At 72.1% G+C, this 16,027-nt stretch carries 11 protein-coding genes and 1 tRNA gene; 9 read left to right on the forward strand and 3 right to left on the reverse strand.

The features are described 5' to 3' along the window. The first annotated feature begins 87 nt into the window (after positions 1 to 87). Positions 88 to 174 (forward strand) — tRNA-Ser (locus tag ACIQPR_RS12560). Positions 175 to 291: 117 nt separating this feature from the next. Here ACIQPR_RS12560 and ACIQPR_RS12565 read toward each other — a convergent pair. Continuing rightward, the gene (locus tag ACIQPR_RS12565) at positions 292 to 1,164 is read right to left on the reverse strand and encodes a bifunctional DNA primase/polymerase (protein WP_403646044.1); all 873 of its coding nucleotides are present in this window, start codon (positions 1,162 to 1,164) and stop codon (positions 292 to 294) included. A 370-nt stretch (positions 1,165 to 1,534) separates the two neighbouring features. Here ACIQPR_RS12565 and ACIQPR_RS12570 point away from each other — a divergent pair, with 370 nt between their 5' ends. From ACIQPR_RS12570 to ACIQPR_RS12605, 8 genes are all read left to right on the forward strand, one after another. Beyond that, positions 1,535 to 1,852, forward strand: coding sequence for a hypothetical protein (locus tag ACIQPR_RS12570; protein WP_403646047.1), 318 nt, complete (start codon positions 1,535 to 1,537; stop codon positions 1,850 to 1,852). Positions 1,853 to 2,144: 292 nt separating this feature from the next. After that, on the forward strand, positions 2,145 to 3,344 hold the full coding sequence (locus ACIQPR_RS12575; protein WP_403646050.1) for an acyl-CoA dehydrogenase family protein: 1,200 nt from the start codon (positions 2,145 to 2,147) through the stop codon (positions 3,342 to 3,344). Continuing rightward, on the forward strand, positions 3,341 to 4,327 hold the full coding sequence (locus ACIQPR_RS12580; RefSeq protein WP_403646053.1) for a bifunctional MaoC family dehydratase N-terminal/OB-fold nucleic acid binding domain-containing protein: 987 nt from the start codon (positions 3,341 to 3,343) through the stop codon (positions 4,325 to 4,327). The genes ACIQPR_RS12575 and ACIQPR_RS12580 overlap by 4 nt, the downstream gene beginning before the upstream one ends. Position 4,328: 1 nt before the next feature. Next, positions 4,329 to 5,402 (forward strand): acyl-CoA dehydrogenase family protein, encoded by a 1,074-nt coding sequence (locus tag ACIQPR_RS12585; RefSeq protein WP_403646056.1) that lies wholly within the window; start codon positions 4,329 to 4,331, stop codon positions 5,400 to 5,402. Further along, on the forward strand, positions 5,399 to 5,806 hold the full coding sequence (locus ACIQPR_RS12590) for a MaoC family dehydratase (RefSeq protein WP_403646058.1): 408 nt from the start codon (positions 5,399 to 5,401) through the stop codon (positions 5,804 to 5,806). The genes ACIQPR_RS12585 and ACIQPR_RS12590 overlap by 4 nt, the downstream gene beginning before the upstream one ends. Further along, complete coding sequence (locus ACIQPR_RS12595) at positions 5,803 to 6,978, forward strand: lipid-transfer protein (RefSeq protein ID WP_403646061.1); 1,176 nt, start codon at positions 5,803 to 5,805, stop codon at positions 6,976 to 6,978. The genes ACIQPR_RS12590 and ACIQPR_RS12595 overlap by 4 nt, the downstream gene beginning before the upstream one ends. A gap of 147 nt (positions 6,979 to 7,125) precedes the next feature. Then, complete coding sequence (locus tag ACIQPR_RS12600) at positions 7,126 to 7,764, forward strand: SigE family RNA polymerase sigma factor (protein WP_403646064.1); 639 nt, start codon at positions 7,126 to 7,128, stop codon at positions 7,762 to 7,764. Positions 7,765 to 7,859: 95 nt separating this feature from the next. After that, positions 7,860 to 9,536 carry a long-chain fatty acid--CoA ligase gene (locus ACIQPR_RS12605; RefSeq protein WP_403646067.1) on the forward strand — a complete coding sequence of 559 codons (1,677 nt, stop codon included), beginning with the start codon at positions 7,860 to 7,862 and terminating at the stop codon, positions 9,534 to 9,536. A 79-nt stretch (positions 9,537 to 9,615) separates the two neighbouring features. On the opposite strand, the gene ACIQPR_RS12610 is transcribed toward ACIQPR_RS12605, so the two are convergent. Further along, positions 9,616 to 11,400: a hypothetical protein gene (locus ACIQPR_RS12610; protein ID WP_403646070.1), complete on the reverse strand. Its 1,785-nt coding sequence runs from the start codon at positions 11,398 to 11,400 to the stop codon at positions 9,616 to 9,618. A 232-nt stretch (positions 11,401 to 11,632) separates the two neighbouring features. Further along, positions 11,633 to 15,961, reverse strand: a complete 4,329-nt coding sequence (locus ACIQPR_RS12615; protein WP_403646072.1) for a PAS domain-containing protein — start codon at positions 15,959 to 15,961, stop codon at positions 11,633 to 11,635. Positions 15,962 to 16,027: the final 66 nt, after the last annotated feature.

Here is a 16,027-nt window from a genome sequence, read left to right on the forward strand (position 1 = left end):
CCCCGCACACCGACCGGAACCACGCCACCCACGCCCCCACGATGCCGGTACGCTGTACCCGCTCCACCCCTGGTGGACGGGGCAACAGGTGGGTTGCCCGAGCGGCCTAAGGGAACGGTCTTGAAAACCGTCGTGGCAGCGATGTCACCGTGGGTTCAAATCCCACACCCACCGCGGAGTTGGTAAGGGGCGTCCTCAATTGAGGGCGCCCCTTACGCGTGCCGATTCGCGTGGCCTGCGCCCGGCCCTACGGCCTGCACCCCGTGCCCCTCCCCCTCTACGGCCTCCCCCCTACGGCCTCCGCCCCGTCATCCGGGCCGCCGAGGCGATCGTCGCTCGGGCCTCGCGTTCTGTGAGGCCTGTGGTCAGGGCCGCTTCTATCAGGGGGGCTACGAGTGTCGGGCCGATGTCGTTCTCGTAGGCGCGGCAGGCTGCCCAGAAGAGGCGGGTGTTGCGTTGGCCCTCGTGGGCCGCCAGGACGAACTGGACCAGGCCCTGGCCGTGTTGGCCGGTCGAGGTGGGGGTCGGGTGGTTGGTGCGCGGTGGGGGAAGGAGCAGGCGCAGGAGCGAGGGCGGGCACGGGGCCGGTGCCAGGTGGGCGGTGGCGGGGGCCGCGCCGTAGAAGCCGTGTTCCGTGCGGGAGCCGGGGCCGACGAGGTAGCCGCCGGCGCCCCGGATGTCGATGCCGGGGGCGAGCCGGCTCGCGGAGTTGGGGACGACGACGTCGGGCGGGCCGGTGAGCCAGAGGTGACGGCCGCCGCTGGGGGTCAGGACGACCACGGTCTCGGGGATCGTGAACAGGTGACGGAGGGCCAGTTCGCGCAGGGCGGAGGACGAGTCCGTACCGGACTTGGTGTCCAGGTCGATGCCGATCAGGTGGTACGGCGGGAGTCCGCACGCGATGCCGTAGCCGGTGGCCCAGGGTGCGGCGGCGAAGAGTTCGCGGATGCGCGCCGGGTCGGTGGAGGCGTCGTAGACCCCGTGTCCGAGGAGTCCGCATTCGCCGTGGCAGGCCGCGCCCGCCGGGTCGGTGGCGGCGCGGTGGGGGGAGCGCAGGGCCGGGAGTTTGGTTCTGGACAGGGGGATCACGGCCAGTCCGCGTTCGGCGGCTGACAGGGCGTGTGCGAGGGCCAGCGTGGTGGCCTGCCGGTCGATGGTGGCCATGACTCTATGGTCGTACTAGTGTTCGAAAAAGGGAAGAGGGGGTGACGGCGGCGCGCCCGGGATGGGGTGGTCGGCCACGAATGTGCCGGAACGCTTCGCCTCTTGTGCGGCCCGGGGGCGGGTGTCCTTAGTGCCCTCAACTGCGGCTTCCCGGCGGTCAAAGGGGTTTATCGACTTGTCATCACGCTTCAGGGGGAATAAACGCTTCCGGCCTGGTTCGCCGGGGATTCGGTGGGCAACTCTGGTCTCGCGACGTCGTGCACCACACCGGGGCGGTCGGCCAACTGCCCTGGTAGAAGCCGTACTTGAAGCCGTACTTCATGTGCGTTCGGCCCGGAAGCCGCTACGCACCCTGTTCTGGAGGAACAACATGGCAAGCATCCGTACCGCTCGCGTCATCGCCGCCTTCTCCGCCCTCCCGCTGGCAGCCGTCCTCTTCACCGGCGTCGCGGCGGCGGACAACGGCGACGGCGCCATCGCGGGCAACGGATCGAACGCGGGAGTGGCGACCGTCAGCGGCAGCGGGGTCGGACACGACAACAAGGGCAACTCGTCCACCACACAGCAGCAGGCGGTGGGTTCGGGGGCCTCGAACCAGAGCAACACCGCCCAGGTCAACGGGTCCGCGTTCACCGCCATCAACCAGGGGAACTCGAACGTCGCCGTCAACTTCGCCAACTTCTGGTAGCCGCGCCCGGCGCCTCCCGCGCGGGGATGCGCGGGGGGCGCCCGAGGGTGTGTGAAGTTGTGTGAGGTGTGCTCTGTGGGGTCGTGACGCGTCTGCGCGGTGGTGCTTCGGTGCCGCCGCGCAGACGTTTTTTCACCCACCGCGCCCGCCCGCCACACCCACCGCGCCCGCCGTGCTCGTCTGCCGTCCGCCCGCCCGTCCGCCGCCCGTTCGGTAACGACCTTGACAGTCCACGGCATCTGACGGACAGTCAGAAACCATCGTCCGTACGACGACACGGAGGTCCGCCGCCGTGCACCTCGCCCCCACCCCCCGCCAGCTGCGACTGCGCGCCGAACTCCGTTCCTACTTCGCCGCGTTGATGCCGGACGGGCCACCAGGTGCCGACGACCCTCGGGGTCAGCGGGCGCTCCTGCGCCGGATCGGCGCGGACGGCTGGCTCGGGCTCGGCTGGCCGGTCGAGTACGGCGGCCAAGGGCGGGGCGCGGACGAGCAGTTCGTGTTCTTCGACGAGGCCTACCGGGCGAACGCGCCCGTGTCGATGGTCACCCTGAACACCGTGGGGCCGACGCTGATGAAGTACGGCAGCGAGCGGCAGAAGGCCGATCTGCTGCCGGGCATTCTGCGCGGCGACCTCGTCTTCGCCATCGGCTACAGCGAACCGTCGGCCGGCACGGATCTCGCCTCCCTGCGGACCAGGGCCGTACGGGACGGCCAGGACTGGCTGATCGACGGGCAGAAGATCTTCACCTCCAACGCCCACAACGCCGACTGGATCTGGCTCGCCTGCCGCACCGACCCCGAGGCCCCCAAGCACCGCGGCATCTCGATCGTCCTCGTCCCGACCGACGCGCCCGGCTTCTCCTGGACCCCGATCGACACGGTGGGCGGGCAGCGGACGACGGCCACGTACTACGACGGCGTGCGCGTCCCGGCGGCCAACCTGGTCGGCGCGGAGAACGAGGGCTGGTCGCTCATCACCAACCAGCTCAACCACGAGCGGGTCGCCCTCGCCGCGACCGGCATGCAGGCCGAGGACTTCTACACGGCCGCGCTGACCGCCGCCCGCACACCCGACCCCGTGACGGGACGGCGAGCGGCCGACGAGCCGTGGGTGCGCGCGGAGTTGGCCGAGGCGCACGCCCGGCTGGCGGCGACGCGCCTGCTCAACTGGCGTCTGGTGGGCGACGTGGGCGCGGGCCGGCTGGCGCCCGGCGACGCGAGCGGTGTGAAGGTGATGGGCACCGAGTCGACGGTGGCCGTGTACCGCATGTGCCAGCACATCGCCGGAGCGGCCGGCACGGCAGGACCGAACGGATCAACAGGCCTGGCAGGGCTGGTGCGTTCGGGTTCGCCGGGGGTGTTCGGGGACGGTGAGCTGGAGCGGTTGAACCGGGCCGCGCAGATCAACACGTTCGGGGGCGGGGTGAGCGAGGTGCAGCGGGAGATCGTCGCCACGATGCGGCTCGGGATGACCAGGGGGCGGCGGTGACCGACGAGTCGGGAGTGAGCGCGGTGGCGAGTGCGGTGGTCGACGAGCTGGGCGCGCGGCTCAAGGCGTACGAAGGGCGTCCCGCGGCTGTCGCGGGCACCGGCAAGGACCCCGTCAACGAGCCGATGATCCGGCACTGGTGCGAGGCGATGGGGGACACGAATCCGGCGTACACGGGCCCGGACGCCGTCGCCCCGCCCACCATGCTCCAGGCCTGGACGATGGGCGGCCTCTCCGGGCACTCGGGCCGTACGGGGGCCTACGACGAACTGTTCGACCTGCTCGACGAGGCGGGCTGCACCTCGGTGGTCGCCACCGACTGCGAGCAGGAGTACCTACGGCCGCTGCGGCCGGGGGACGAGGTCACGTTCGACGCGGTGATCGAGTCGGTCTCCGACCGCAAGACGACCAAGCTGGGCACGGGGTACTTCGTCACCACACGGATGGACGTGCGGGTGGGCCGGGACCTCGTCGGCACCCATCGTTTCCGCATCCTCAAGTACGCGCCCGCGCGACAGAGGCAGAACAGGCGATCAGGGGAGGGGACGGCTCGCGCCCGACGCCCCCGTCCCGTCGTCAACCGCGACAACGCCGGCTTCTGGGAAGGCGTGGCGCGGCACCAGCTCCTCATCCAGCGCTGCACGGACTGCGGGACACCGCGCCACCCCTGGCTGCCCGGCTGCAACGCCTGCGGAGGCCTGGACTGGGACACCGTCGAGGCGAGCGGCGAGGGGACCGTCTACTCGTACGTCGTCATGCACCACCCGCCCTTCCCCGCCTTCGACCCTCCCTACGCGGTCGGTCTGATCGAACTCGCCGAAGGCGTAAGGATCGTGAGCAATGTGGTCGGGGTGCCCTACGACAAGGTGCGCGTCGGGCTGCCGGTGCGGCTGGAGTTCCGGCGCTACGACGACGAAGGGGACGATCCGCTGGTGCTTCCCGTCTTCCGGGTGCTGGAAGGCCGAGAGGGCGGGGTGGGCTGACATGGACTTCACCCCGACCGAGGAACAGGCGGCGGCCCGTGATCTGGCCGCCCGGATCTTCGGGGACCTCGCGACGCCCGAGCGGCTCACCGCGGCCGGCACGGGCAGTGACCCCGAGCTCTGGAAGGCCCTGTGCGGCGCCGGACTGGTGGGCGCCGTGGAGGAGTTGGGGCTGCTCGGGCTCGTCCTCCTCCTGGAGGAGCAGGGGCGGACGACGGCCCAGGTGCCCTTCGCGTCGACGTGCGTGTACGGGCTGCTGGCGGTGGCGGCGCACGGTACGCCCGAGCAGCGGGAGCGCTTGCTGCCGGGCATCGGGGACGGTTCGGTGGTGGTGTGCGGGGCGCTTCCGGCGCAGGGGGGTGTGCGGGCCGTAGGAAAAACGCGCGATGTGCGGGCCGTACGGGCCTCTGCGCAGGGCGAGTTGACCGGTGTGGTCCCGGTCGTGCCCTGGTTGCGCGACGCCACGCATGTCCTTGTCGCCGACCGGCAGGGCGAGTTGTGGCTCACGGCGGTCGCCGATGCCCCGCACATCGAGGCGGTCGAGCTCACGGCGCCCTGGGCGGCGGGGCGTCTGACCCTCGACGGCGCGGCGGCGGAGCGGCTCGGCGGGCCGGAGGCCCATGCCGACGTCCTGGCCACCGCCCGGACCGCCTTCGCCGGTCTCCAGGCCGGAGTCGCCGCGGGTTCGCTCGCGCGGGCCGTGGCGCACACCGGCACCCGGGAGCAGTTCGGGCGTCCGCTGGCCACCCGGCAGGCGGTCCAACTCCGGGCCGCCGACGCGTACATGGACATCGAGGCGATCCGTGTGACGGCGTACGAGGCGGCCTGGCGGCGCGACGCGGGACTGCCGTACGGCACGCACGCGTTGACCGCGGCCTGGTGGGCGTCCGAGGCGGGCCGGCGGGTCGTCGACACCGGCCAGCATCTGCACGGCGGCGCGGGCGCCGACCTCGACCATCCGGTCCACCGGCACTTCCTGTGGGGCCGGCAGCTGGACGCGTATCTCGGCTGCGGGGCCGAAGTGCTCCAGGAACTGGGGGAGTTGATCGTGAGTGAGGAGGAGGTGCGGCCATGAGGGCGGGTGAGGAGTTGCCGCCGCTGGAGATCGAGATCACCCGCACGCTGATCGTCGCCGGGGCCGTCGCCTCCCGCGACTACCAGGACGTGCACCACGACGCGGAGCTGGCGCGGTTGAAGGGTTCCCCCGACATCTTCATGAACATCCTGACGACGAACGGCCTGGTGGGCCGCTACATCACCGACCACTTCGGGCCGCGGGCCGTCCTGCGCAAGGTCGCCATACGGCTGGGCGCCCCCAACTACCCGGGCGACACCATGGTGTTGACGGGGCGGATCGAGGAGGCGGACGGCGGCACCGCGACGGTGCGGGTGCTCGGGACGAACGGCATCGGCCGGCATGTCACCGGCACGGTCGTGGTCTCGGTCGCCGTACCGGGGACGACGGAGGCCGGGGCATGAGCGCCCGCAGCCGCGACTCGCTCGGCGGACGGGCCGCGATCGTCGGTATCGGGGCGACGGAGTTCTCCAAGGACTCGGGGCGCAGCGAGCTGCGGCTGGCCGTGGAGGCGGTGCGGGCGGCGCTGGACGACGCGGGGCTGACGCCGGCGGACGTGGACGGGATGGTGACGTTCACGATGGACACCAACCCGGAGATCACCGTCGCCCAGGCCTGCGGGATCGGTGAGCTGTCCTTCTTCTCCCGGGTCCACTACGGCGGCGGGGCGGCCTGCGCGACCGTCCAGCAGGCGGCGCTGGCGGTCGCGGCGGGGGTCGCCGAGGTGGTGGTCTGCTACCGCGCCTTCAACGAGCGTTCGGGCCGCAGGTTCGGCTCCGGCGTGACCCATCGCGAGCCCTCGGCGGAGGGCGCGGCGCTCGGCTGGTCGCTGCCGTTCGGGCTGCTCACACCGGCGTCGTGGGTGGCGATGGCGGCGCAGCGGTATCTGCACACGTACGGGCTTGAGCCGGAGGTGTTCGGCCGGGTCGCGGTCGTGGACCGGGCGTACGCGGCGACGAACCCGGCCGCGTACTTCCACGGCAGACCGATCACCCTCGCCGAGCACGCGGCCTCGCGCTGGATAGTGGAGCCGCTGCGGCTGCTGGACTGCTGCCAGGAGACGGACGGCGCGCAGGCGATCGTCGTCACCTCGGTGGAGCGGGCCCGTGACCTGCCGCGTCCGCCGGCGGTCGTCGCGGCGGCGGCCCAGGGCGCCGGGCGGGCGCAGGAGCAGATGACCAGCTTCTACCGCGACGACCTGACCGGCCTCCCCGAGATGGGCGTGGTCGCGCGGCAGCTGTGGCGGACGGCGGGGCTCGGCCCGGACGACATGGACGTGGCGATCCTGTACGACCACTTCACGCCGTTCGTGCTGATGCAGCTGGAGGAGTTCGGGTTCTGCGCAAGGGGGCAGGCGGGGGACCTGGTGGCCGAGGGGCGGCTGCCCCTGAACACGCACGGGGGTCAGCTCGGGGAGGCGTATCTGCACGGGATGAACGGGATCGCGGAAGGGGTCAGGCAGCTGCGCGGCACGGCGGTGAACCAGATAACGGACGCGGGACGGGTGCTGGTGACGGCGGGGACCGGGGTGCCGACCTCGGGGCTGGTGCTCACCGCTCCCGGCGCGCGGGGATGAGCCCCCAGGGGTAAACCCGCAGTACGTCCCGGCCCCTCGTCCACCTTCAGGAGGTGGAGACAGCCCCACCACTACAACCTGAGGCGGAGTCCCCTTCGGGACCTGCGGCCGATCCGCCGGAGCGGCCCTCGCTCATAGCGTGGAGCCATGACCACAGCCGTCTGCACCAGCGCTTCGAACGCCGTCGCACAGGCCGCCGAACGGGCCGACGCTCGGACCACGACCCGGCCCGGCAGCCGCCCCGCCGTACATCCCGCCGCCCGCGCCGCATCCCGCGCCGCCACGCTCACGTACCCCTCGTTATCGTCGTACATGAGGGCCCGGCAGCCGGTGCTGCTGCGGACCGCGCGGTCGCTGACCTCGAATCCGTCCGACGCCGAGGACCTGTTGCAGACCGCGCTGACGAAGACGTACGTCGCCTGGGAGCGGATCGAGGACCACCGGGCGCTGGACGGCTATGTGCGCCGGGCGCTGCTGAACACCCGGACCTCGCAGTGGCGCAAGCGCAAGGTCGACGAGTTCGCGTGCGACGAGCTGCCCGAGCCGGAGCCGTGCGGTGGCGCGCAGGACCCGGCCGAGCAGCAGGCGTTGCACGACGCGATGTGGCGGGCGATCGCGAAGCTGCCGGACCGGCAGCGGGCGATGGTCGTCCTCAGGTACTACGAGGATCTCAGCGAGGTCCAGACCGCCGAGGTGCTCGGGGTGTCGGTGGGCACGGTGAAGTCGGCGGTGTCGCGGGCGCTGGGCAAGCTGCGGGAGGACCCGGAACTGGTCCTGGTCCGGTAGTCCGTGGCAACGTGACGTGATCGATCACCCGGTCCTAGTGACATACCGTGCGGTATGTGCGCAGAATCAGCGCAACCCTTACTACCGCGTAGGCAATGTCGCCCCGGGAGGACGCCGTGCTGAGCACCATGCAGGACGTACCGCTGTTGATCTCCAGGATCCTGACCCACGGGTCGACGGTCCACGGAACATCGCAGGTGATCAGCTGGACCGGTGAGGGGGAGCCGGAACGCCGTTCCTTCGCGGAGATCGGTGCCCGCGCGGCCCAGTTGGCACACGCCCTGCACGAGGACCTGGGGGTGGTGGACGGGGAGCGGACCGCCACCTTCATGTGGAACAACGCCGTCCATGTCGAGGCGTACTTCGCGATCCCCGCCATGGGCGCGGTGCTCCACACCCTCAACCTCCGTCTTCCCGCCGACCAGTTGGCGTGGATCGTCAACCACGCGGCCGACCGGGTCGTGATCGTCAACGGTTCGCTGATCCCGCTGCTCGCCCCGCTGCTGCCCAAGCTGCCGACGGTCGAGCACATCGTCGTCTCCGGACCCGGCGACCGCACCCCCCTCGACGGCACCCACGTACGCGTGCACGAGTACGAGGACCTGATCGCCGGCAAGCCGACCACGTACGACTGGCCCGAGCTGGACGAACGCCAGGCCGCCGCCATGTGCTACACCTCCGGGACCACGGGCGACCCCAAGGGCGTGGTGTTCAGCCACCGTTCGATCTACCTGCACTCCATGCAGGTCAACATGACCCAGTCGATGGGCCTCACCGACCAGGACACCTCCCTGGTCGTCGTGCCCCAGTTCCATGTCAACGCCTGGGGTCTGCCGCACGCCACCTTCATGACCGGCGTGAACATGCTGATGCCGGACCGCTTCCTCCAGCCCGCCCCGCTCGCCGAGATGATCGAGAGCCTACGCCCCACGCACGCGGCGGCCGTGCCCACCATCTGGCAGGGCCTGCTCGCCGAACTGACCGCCAGGCCGCGCGATGTCTCCTCCCTCACCCAGGTCACCATCGGCGGCTCGGCCTGCCCGCCCGCGCTGATGGAGGCGTTCGACCGGCTCGGCATGCGGGTCTGCCACGCCTGGGGCATGACGGAGACGTCCCCGCTGGGCACCGTCTCGCGCCCACCGGCCGAGGCGGTCGGCACCGAGCGCGAGTTCGCGTACCGGCTGACCCAGGGCCGTTTCCCGGCCAGCGTCGAGGCCCGCCTCACCGGACCCGGCGGCGAGCGGCTGCCCTTCGACGGCGAGTCCGCGGGCGAGCTGGAGGTACGCGGCCCCTGGGTCGCCGGCGCCTACTACAACGGACCCGACGCCGAACCCCTGCGCCCCGCCGACAAGTTCAGCGAGGACGGCTGGCTCAAGACCGGCGATGTCGGCACCATCTCCCCCGACGGCTTCCTCACCCTCACCGACCGCGCCAAGGACGTCATCAAGTCCGGCGGCGAGTGGATCTCCTCCGTCGACCTGGAGAACGCCCTGATGTCCCACCCGGACGTCACCGAGGCCGCCGTGGTCGCCGTACCGGACGAGAAGTGGGGGGAGCGTCCGCTGGCGACCGTCGTCCTGCGGGAGGGCTCCACCGCCGACTTCGAGTCGCTGCGCGCGTTCCTCGCCGACGCGGGGAAGATCGCCAAGTGGCAGCTCCCCGAACGCTGGACGATCGTCGAATCGGTCCCGAAGACGAGCGTCGGCAAGTTCGACAAGAAGGTCCTGCGCAGGCGCTACGCCGACGGCGACCTGGACGTCACCCGGCTCTGACCGGGCGGTCGTACACAGGAGCGGGCGGGGTGCCGCGGCACGGCACCCCGCCCGTCGTACGTGGTGTGCGCGGGACGTCTCAGGTCAGCAGCCCGAGATCCTTGGCGAGGGTGATCGCCTTGTTGCCGCCCAGCGTCAGTTCGTCCGGCTTGCGGCCGAAGAGATACGGCACCAGCAGACCGCGCAGCGTGGCGAACTGCACGAAGTCGGACTTGCGGACGAAGGCGGGATTGTCCAGGTCCTCGGGCACGTGGTACGGACGGGTGTAGCGCATCATGGTGCCGGTCGACGAGCCGCTGCCGGCCGAGTCCGCGGCGACCAGTCCCGGGTGGCCGACGCCGAGTTCGACGCAGTAGCGCGTGCTGGAGCGCTGCCCCCAGGTCGCGGTGGCGGTGTCGGCGCTGAACTCGACCGTCGTGCCGTTGCGCAGCTCGACGCTGTACTTGATCCGGGTGGAGCTGACGACCAGCGCCACCTCCAGCCGCCAGTTCTCGCGCCACGAGGTCGGCCGCGTCGAGCGCGTCAGCGCGTCGTCCACCACGCGGGCGAACGGATTGTCCGTCATGGTGTCCCGGCACAGCTCCCACACCCTGGGCCCCTGCACCGGGGACACCGGGTCCAGCAGCAGCTGGGTCTGCGCCGCCAGCCGGAACCGCTCGTGCTCGTGCTCCGTGCTGCGACCCTTCACCGAGAACAGGAACGTGCCCTCCGCGTCGCCCTCGCAGTGCCGGCGGCGCAGCCCGATGCCCCGGCTCAGCAGGTCCTTGGCCGCGGTGTCGTAGTAGGTGTCGGTGGTGATCTTGTCGTCGAGCCGCTTCATCTCCAGGATGCCCATGTCGTCGCGGGCGTCCTGGTCGCCCAGCAGCCGGGCCATCGCGGCCAGGGCGGCGGCGTGCGCGTCCTTGCCGACGTCGTACTCGGCCTCCGCCTCGATGCCGGTCGCCATCTCCTCGCCGGGCCGCAGGACATCGCGGTACTTCACATAGACCGCGCGGTCCGAGCGCAGCCGTTCGCCGGCGTTCCAGTCACTGAGCCGGACCCGCTCGGCCGCCTTGAGCTCGTCCTCGGTCAGCGGACGCAGCTTGACCTTGCCGGAGCCGCCCTTGCCCTTGATGCCCCCGCTGAAGTGGTTCGGGGCGTTGGTGCCGCCCGCGGTCTGCGCGGTCAGCCACTCCGCCTTCACGCCGAGCTGCGGGTACTCCCTGACGAACCAGTCCCGCAGCTCCCCGCCGGTGAGGCCGGACGGGACGGTCGCCTTCAGCAGCTGCGCCAACTGCTCGTAGGTGTAGGCCACCTCGAAGTCGCAGACGTTGCCGTTGGTGCCCTTTCCGGGTTCGAGCAGCGCGATGCGGTCGAGCACCGTGTTGTCCTGGATCTCCAGAGTCACCGGGACGAGGTCGTGTGGTTTCGCCATGTGTTCCGGATTGCACAGGATCTGACAGTGCAGGACGATTCCGGTTTCCGTGACGGCCGGCGGTTCGGTGACGATCTGTGCGAATTTCGAATAGTCGTTCTTTGCCGCGTACTGCGGGTCGGAGACTTTCGGAGGATTGTTCTTCCAGATCCGCGACCGCTCTTCGTCGAATTCCTTGCGGAGTCCGCCGGGCGTCTTCTTCGAGATCTGCTCCGACTCCGGGACCTGCGAGTCGGTGGTCAGGACGTGCTCCCTGCGCGCCGCGCTCGGCCGGACGGGCTCCTGCGCGGCTCCGGTGCTGACCGGCGCTGCCACCCTGAGGTTCCAGGACGGGAACCACACGATCTCGCCCTTGGGGTCGAGCTGTCCCTCAAGGCTGTACTGGACCCGTTCCTTGACCAGGCGATAGCCGGTGATCTTCTGCGGTTTCTTCAGCGTGCTGACGTTCACGACCGTCCCCGTCGGTAAAACCAGTGGGGAGTCACCGGATTGGTCGGCGGGATTCCGTGATGCAGCTGTGGTCACATTTCCCCCTGTGCTCGGGCACCGTAATTCTGGTGCGGCCCGACTCATATTCGACAGGGGTACGCCGACCGTCAACGGTTCACGACGGCTGATTACATCTAGTATCGAATCGTATTGAACGTCTAGTTCCGGTCCCGAATATCCAGAACATACGGGCTCAGTTGGTGCCGATCCGGGCCAGCAGATCCACGATCCGCGACTGGACCTCCGTGCTCGTCGACCGTTCGGCGAGGAAGAGGACGGTCTCCCCGGAGGCCAGCCGCGGCAGGTCCGCCTGGTCCACGGCCGCCGTGTAGACGACGAGCGGGGTGCGGTTGAGCTGCCCGTTCGCCCGCAGCCAGTCGACGATCCCGGCCCGCCGCTTGTGCACCTGGAGCAGATCCATCACCACCAGGTTGGGCCGCAACTGCCCCGCCAGCGTCACCGCGTCCGCGTCGCTCGCGGCCCGCGCCACCTGCATCCCGCGCCGCTCCAGCGTCGCGGTCAGCGCCAGCGCGATCTCCGCGTGCTCCTCGATCAGCAGCACCCGCGGCGGATGCTGCTCACTGTCCCGGGGCGCCAGCGCCTTCAGCAGCACGGCGGGATCGGCGCCGTAGGCCGCCTCGCGCGTCGCCTGCCCGAGCCCCGCCGTGACCAGCACGGGCACCTCGGCCGCGACCGCCGCCTGCCGCAGCGACTGGAGCGCGGTACGCGTGATCGGCCCGGTCAACGGGTCCACGAACAGCGCCGCCGGGAAGGCCGCGATCTGCGCGTCGACCTCCTCGCGCGAGTGCACGATGACCGGCCGGTACCCGCGGTCGCTCAGCGCCTGCGTGGTCGTCACGTCCGGCGCGGGCCACACCAGCAGCCGGCGCGGGTTGTCGAGCGGCTCGGGGGGCAGCTCGTCGTCGAGCGGCTGCGGCCTCGGCGTGTCCGCGATCTCCACGGCCCCGCCCGGCCCGTCCAGCGGCTCGGGCCCCTCGGCCGCGTTCTCGTCCGGTGCTCCTATGGCGTACGACCGTCCGGCGCCCTCGGTGATCGGCGCGAGCCGCGACTGCCCGGCCATCGAGGGCTGGGCCGGCTCACCCTGGGGATGCGGACGCGCCGACCCGGCGCTACCGGCATCGGGCCGCGTCCCCAGTTTCCGCCGCCGCCCGCCACCACCCGGCGCGTGCGGCGGAGGCGTGGCGGTCGGCTGCTGGACCTGGGCCGCCTGCCGCGTGAACGGCACGCCCTGCCCCAACGTCCGCACACTGATCGCCCGCCCCTGAGTGGAGTTGGGATCGACACCACCCGCTTCGGCGGGCAACGGCTGCGCGACCCGGGCCTGCGCGGCGACAGGAGCGGCCGGTTCCGGCACGCCCGGCTGCGGGACCGGCTGCGCGTTCGGGACTACGGCGGGGTCGGCGCCGTTGGCCGGCACGGGGGTGCCGGGGGCCGGGGCCGGGGTCGCGACCGGGGCCGGCTGAGCGGCGGGCAGCGCCTGCGCAGGTACGGGCGCACCGGGCGCACCGGGCGCACCGGGCGCGGCAGGCTGACCGGGCGCGCCGGGTTGGGCCTGGGCCGGGGCGACCTGAGCGGGAATGCCCTGCGGCGGAATCGGCTGACCCGCGAGCCCCTGCCCCGGAAGTCCCTGCCCCGGAAGCCCCTGTCCGGGAAGTGCTTGTCCGGGAAGTCCCTGTGCCGGAAGTCCCTGCACGGGGACTGCCTGTCCGGGGACTCCTTGAGGTGAGACCGGCTGGCCGGGGGCGCCCTGCGGCAGCGCCGCCTGCGCCGGGATGCCCTGACCGGGGGCCGCCTCCACCGGGAGCGGCAACGGCTGGGCCCCAGAGGTCTGTCCCGGGGCGGGAAGGCCCTGCGCGGGGGCGAGTTGCACGGCGGCGGCCGGCTGCCCGGTGTTCTGTCCGGGCAGCGCGGGTACGGCCCCGCCCTGCGCCGGAACCACCGCGCCCTCGGCGGGCTGCTGCGGCTGGGCCACGGCCCGCCGCCGACGCCCGGTGGGCGCGCTCGCGGGATGCGGCTGCGGCGGAGTGTGGTCGTCGGACTGGTCGTGCGGAACGGCGTCGTGCCGCCCCTCGTCACCGGCGACCTGCCCCGGAGCGACCGGCACTCCTGGAGAGACCGGCACCCCAGGGACAACCGGAACCGGCGCGTCCGTCTCCGGCGTCCGGTCCGCCTCGGCCGGCGGCAGCGCGAACACCGTCCGGGCGCCCGCCTCCTGCGCGGCGGCCCGCTCGGCCGCAGCCGCCAGGGCGCGCCTACGACGCCCGGTCGGCTGCCCGTCCTCGTCACCGGAGCCGTCGGAGCCGTCGGAGCCACCGGCGTTGTCGGAGCCGTCGACCGTGCCCCCCGCGGGCCCGCCCGCGGGCAACGCGGCCGGCAACGCCTGGCGCTGCTCGCCGCCGCCACCCGGCCCCGGCGCGGGCACACCCTGCGGCGGCACCGTGCCACCCAGCCCCGTCCCCGAGGCCGCCGTCCCGGCCGCGTGCTCCGCCGCCGTCATCACGGCACCCTCGGACACACCGCCCGCGTCACCCTCGGAACCGTCACCGCTGTCGCCGCCGCCCTCGGCCGCCCGCCCGCGCCGTCGTCCCGTACCGCTGGACGAAGCGTCGCCGCCCGCCTCCACGGCCGCCACCGACTCCTCGCCCGCGCGCCTTCTGCGCCGCCCGGTGGGCACCGCGGCCTCGCCGCCGGAGTCGTCGGAGGAGCCGTCCGGCACCTCGCTCTCCAGGAACGCGTCCACCGACGACCGCCGGGCCCGGCGCCGCCCGCTGGTGCCGCCGGCCTGCTCGGGCAGGGCGAGTTCGGCACCGCCGGTCGCGGCCGGAGCCGCGACGGCTCCCGCCCCGCCCCCGATCGGCACCTCCAGCACATACGCGCTGCCGCTCATCCCCGGCACGTCGTGCGTCTGGAGCACCCCGCCGTGCGCCCGCACGATCCCGCGCACGATCGGCTCGTGCACCGGGTCTCCCCCGGCGTACGGCCCGCGCACCTCGATCCGTACGACCTCACCGCGCTGCGCCGCCGCCACGACGACCGTGTTGTCCATGTAACCGCCCGCCGACGCGGGCGAGTTGCCGGTCGCGTCGACGCCGGCGACATCCGCGACGAGGTGGGCGAGCGCGGTCGCGAGGAGCGCGGGGTCGACCTCGGCCTCGATGGGCGGCGCGTGCACGGCGAACTGCACACGGCCGGGCCCGATCAGCTCCACGGCCCCGTCGACACCGGCCGCGACGACCGCGTCCAGCATCACTTTCGTCCGCGCGATGTCCTCGGCCCCGGTCTCCAGCCGCTGATAGCCGAGCACGTTGTCGATGAGCTGCGTGATGCGCGAGTAGCCGGCCGACAGGTGGTGAAGGACCTGATTGGCCTCGGGCCACAGCTGACCGGCGTCGTCGGCGGCCAACGCGGCCAGTTCCCGGCGCAGTTCGTCGAGAGGGCCGCGCAGCGAACGCCCGAGCAGCGTCAGCAACTGGTCGTGCCGCGCGGCGAGTTCCTCGTACCGGTCCTTCTCCCGCTCGCCGAGGGCCGCGTACCGCTCCCCGTTCGCGGCGAGCTCCTCCTCGTGCTGCTCCTGGAGCGCCTCGACCTCGGTGATGTGCTTCTGGCGCAGCGCGGTCAGCTCGGAGGCGTGCTCCTCGTCGATCCGCTCCAGCTCGTCGCGGTGCAGCTTGTCGGCGGCTTCCTTCTCCTCGGCGAGCGAGTCGTAGGGCCGCCGGTCGGTGAAGGTCATCACGGCGCCGACGAGTTGGTCGCCGTCGCGCACGGGCGCGGTGGTCAGGTCGACGGAGACGCGGTCCCCGTTCTTGGCGAACAGCACCTGCCCGCGCACCCGGTGCTTGCGCCCGGACCGCAGGGTGTCGGCGAGCGGCGACTCCGCGTACGGGAACGGCGAACCGTCCGCCCGCGAGTGCAGCACCAGCGTGTGCAGCTCCTTGCCGCCGAGATCGCTGGCCCGGTACCCGAGGATCTGCGCGGCGGCCGGATTGACGAGCACGACCCGCCCGTCCGTGTCCGTCCCTACGACACCCTCGGCGGCGGCCCGCAGGATCATCTCGGTCTGCCGCTGCGAACGGGCCAGCTCCGCCTCGGTGTCGACGGTCCCGGAGAGATCGCGGACGACGAGCATCAGCAGCTCGTCGGCGGTGTAGCCGTAGCCGTCGTAGGCCTGCTGGCCGTCTTCGAGGTTGGCGCTGGTGACCTCGACCGGGAACTCGGAGCCGTCGGTCCGGCGGGCGATCATCCGGGTCGGCTTGGTCCGGCCGCGCGGGTCCATCGAGTCGGGGCGCCGCATGGAACCGGGGATGAGCCGGGAGTCGAACTCCGGCAGCAGGTCCAGCAGTCCGCGTCCGACGAGCGCGGTGCCGGGCGCCTCGAAGGCCTCCAGCGCGATGGTGTTCGCGTTGACGACGGTTCCGTTGGCGTTGACCAGCACCAACGCGTCCGGGAGCGCGTCGAGTATGGCTGCGAGGCGAGCAGCGCCTCGGGATGGCCTGCTGCTCACGAGACGCTTCCTCCCTGTTACCGCACCTTGCCGACCGCGGAGGCCATCTTGCCAACCGGCCCGCGA

Source organism: Streptomyces sp. NPDC091280 (genome assembly GCF_044768565.1).
Lineage (GTDB): Bacteria > Actinomycetota > Actinomycetes > Streptomycetales > Streptomycetaceae > Streptomyces.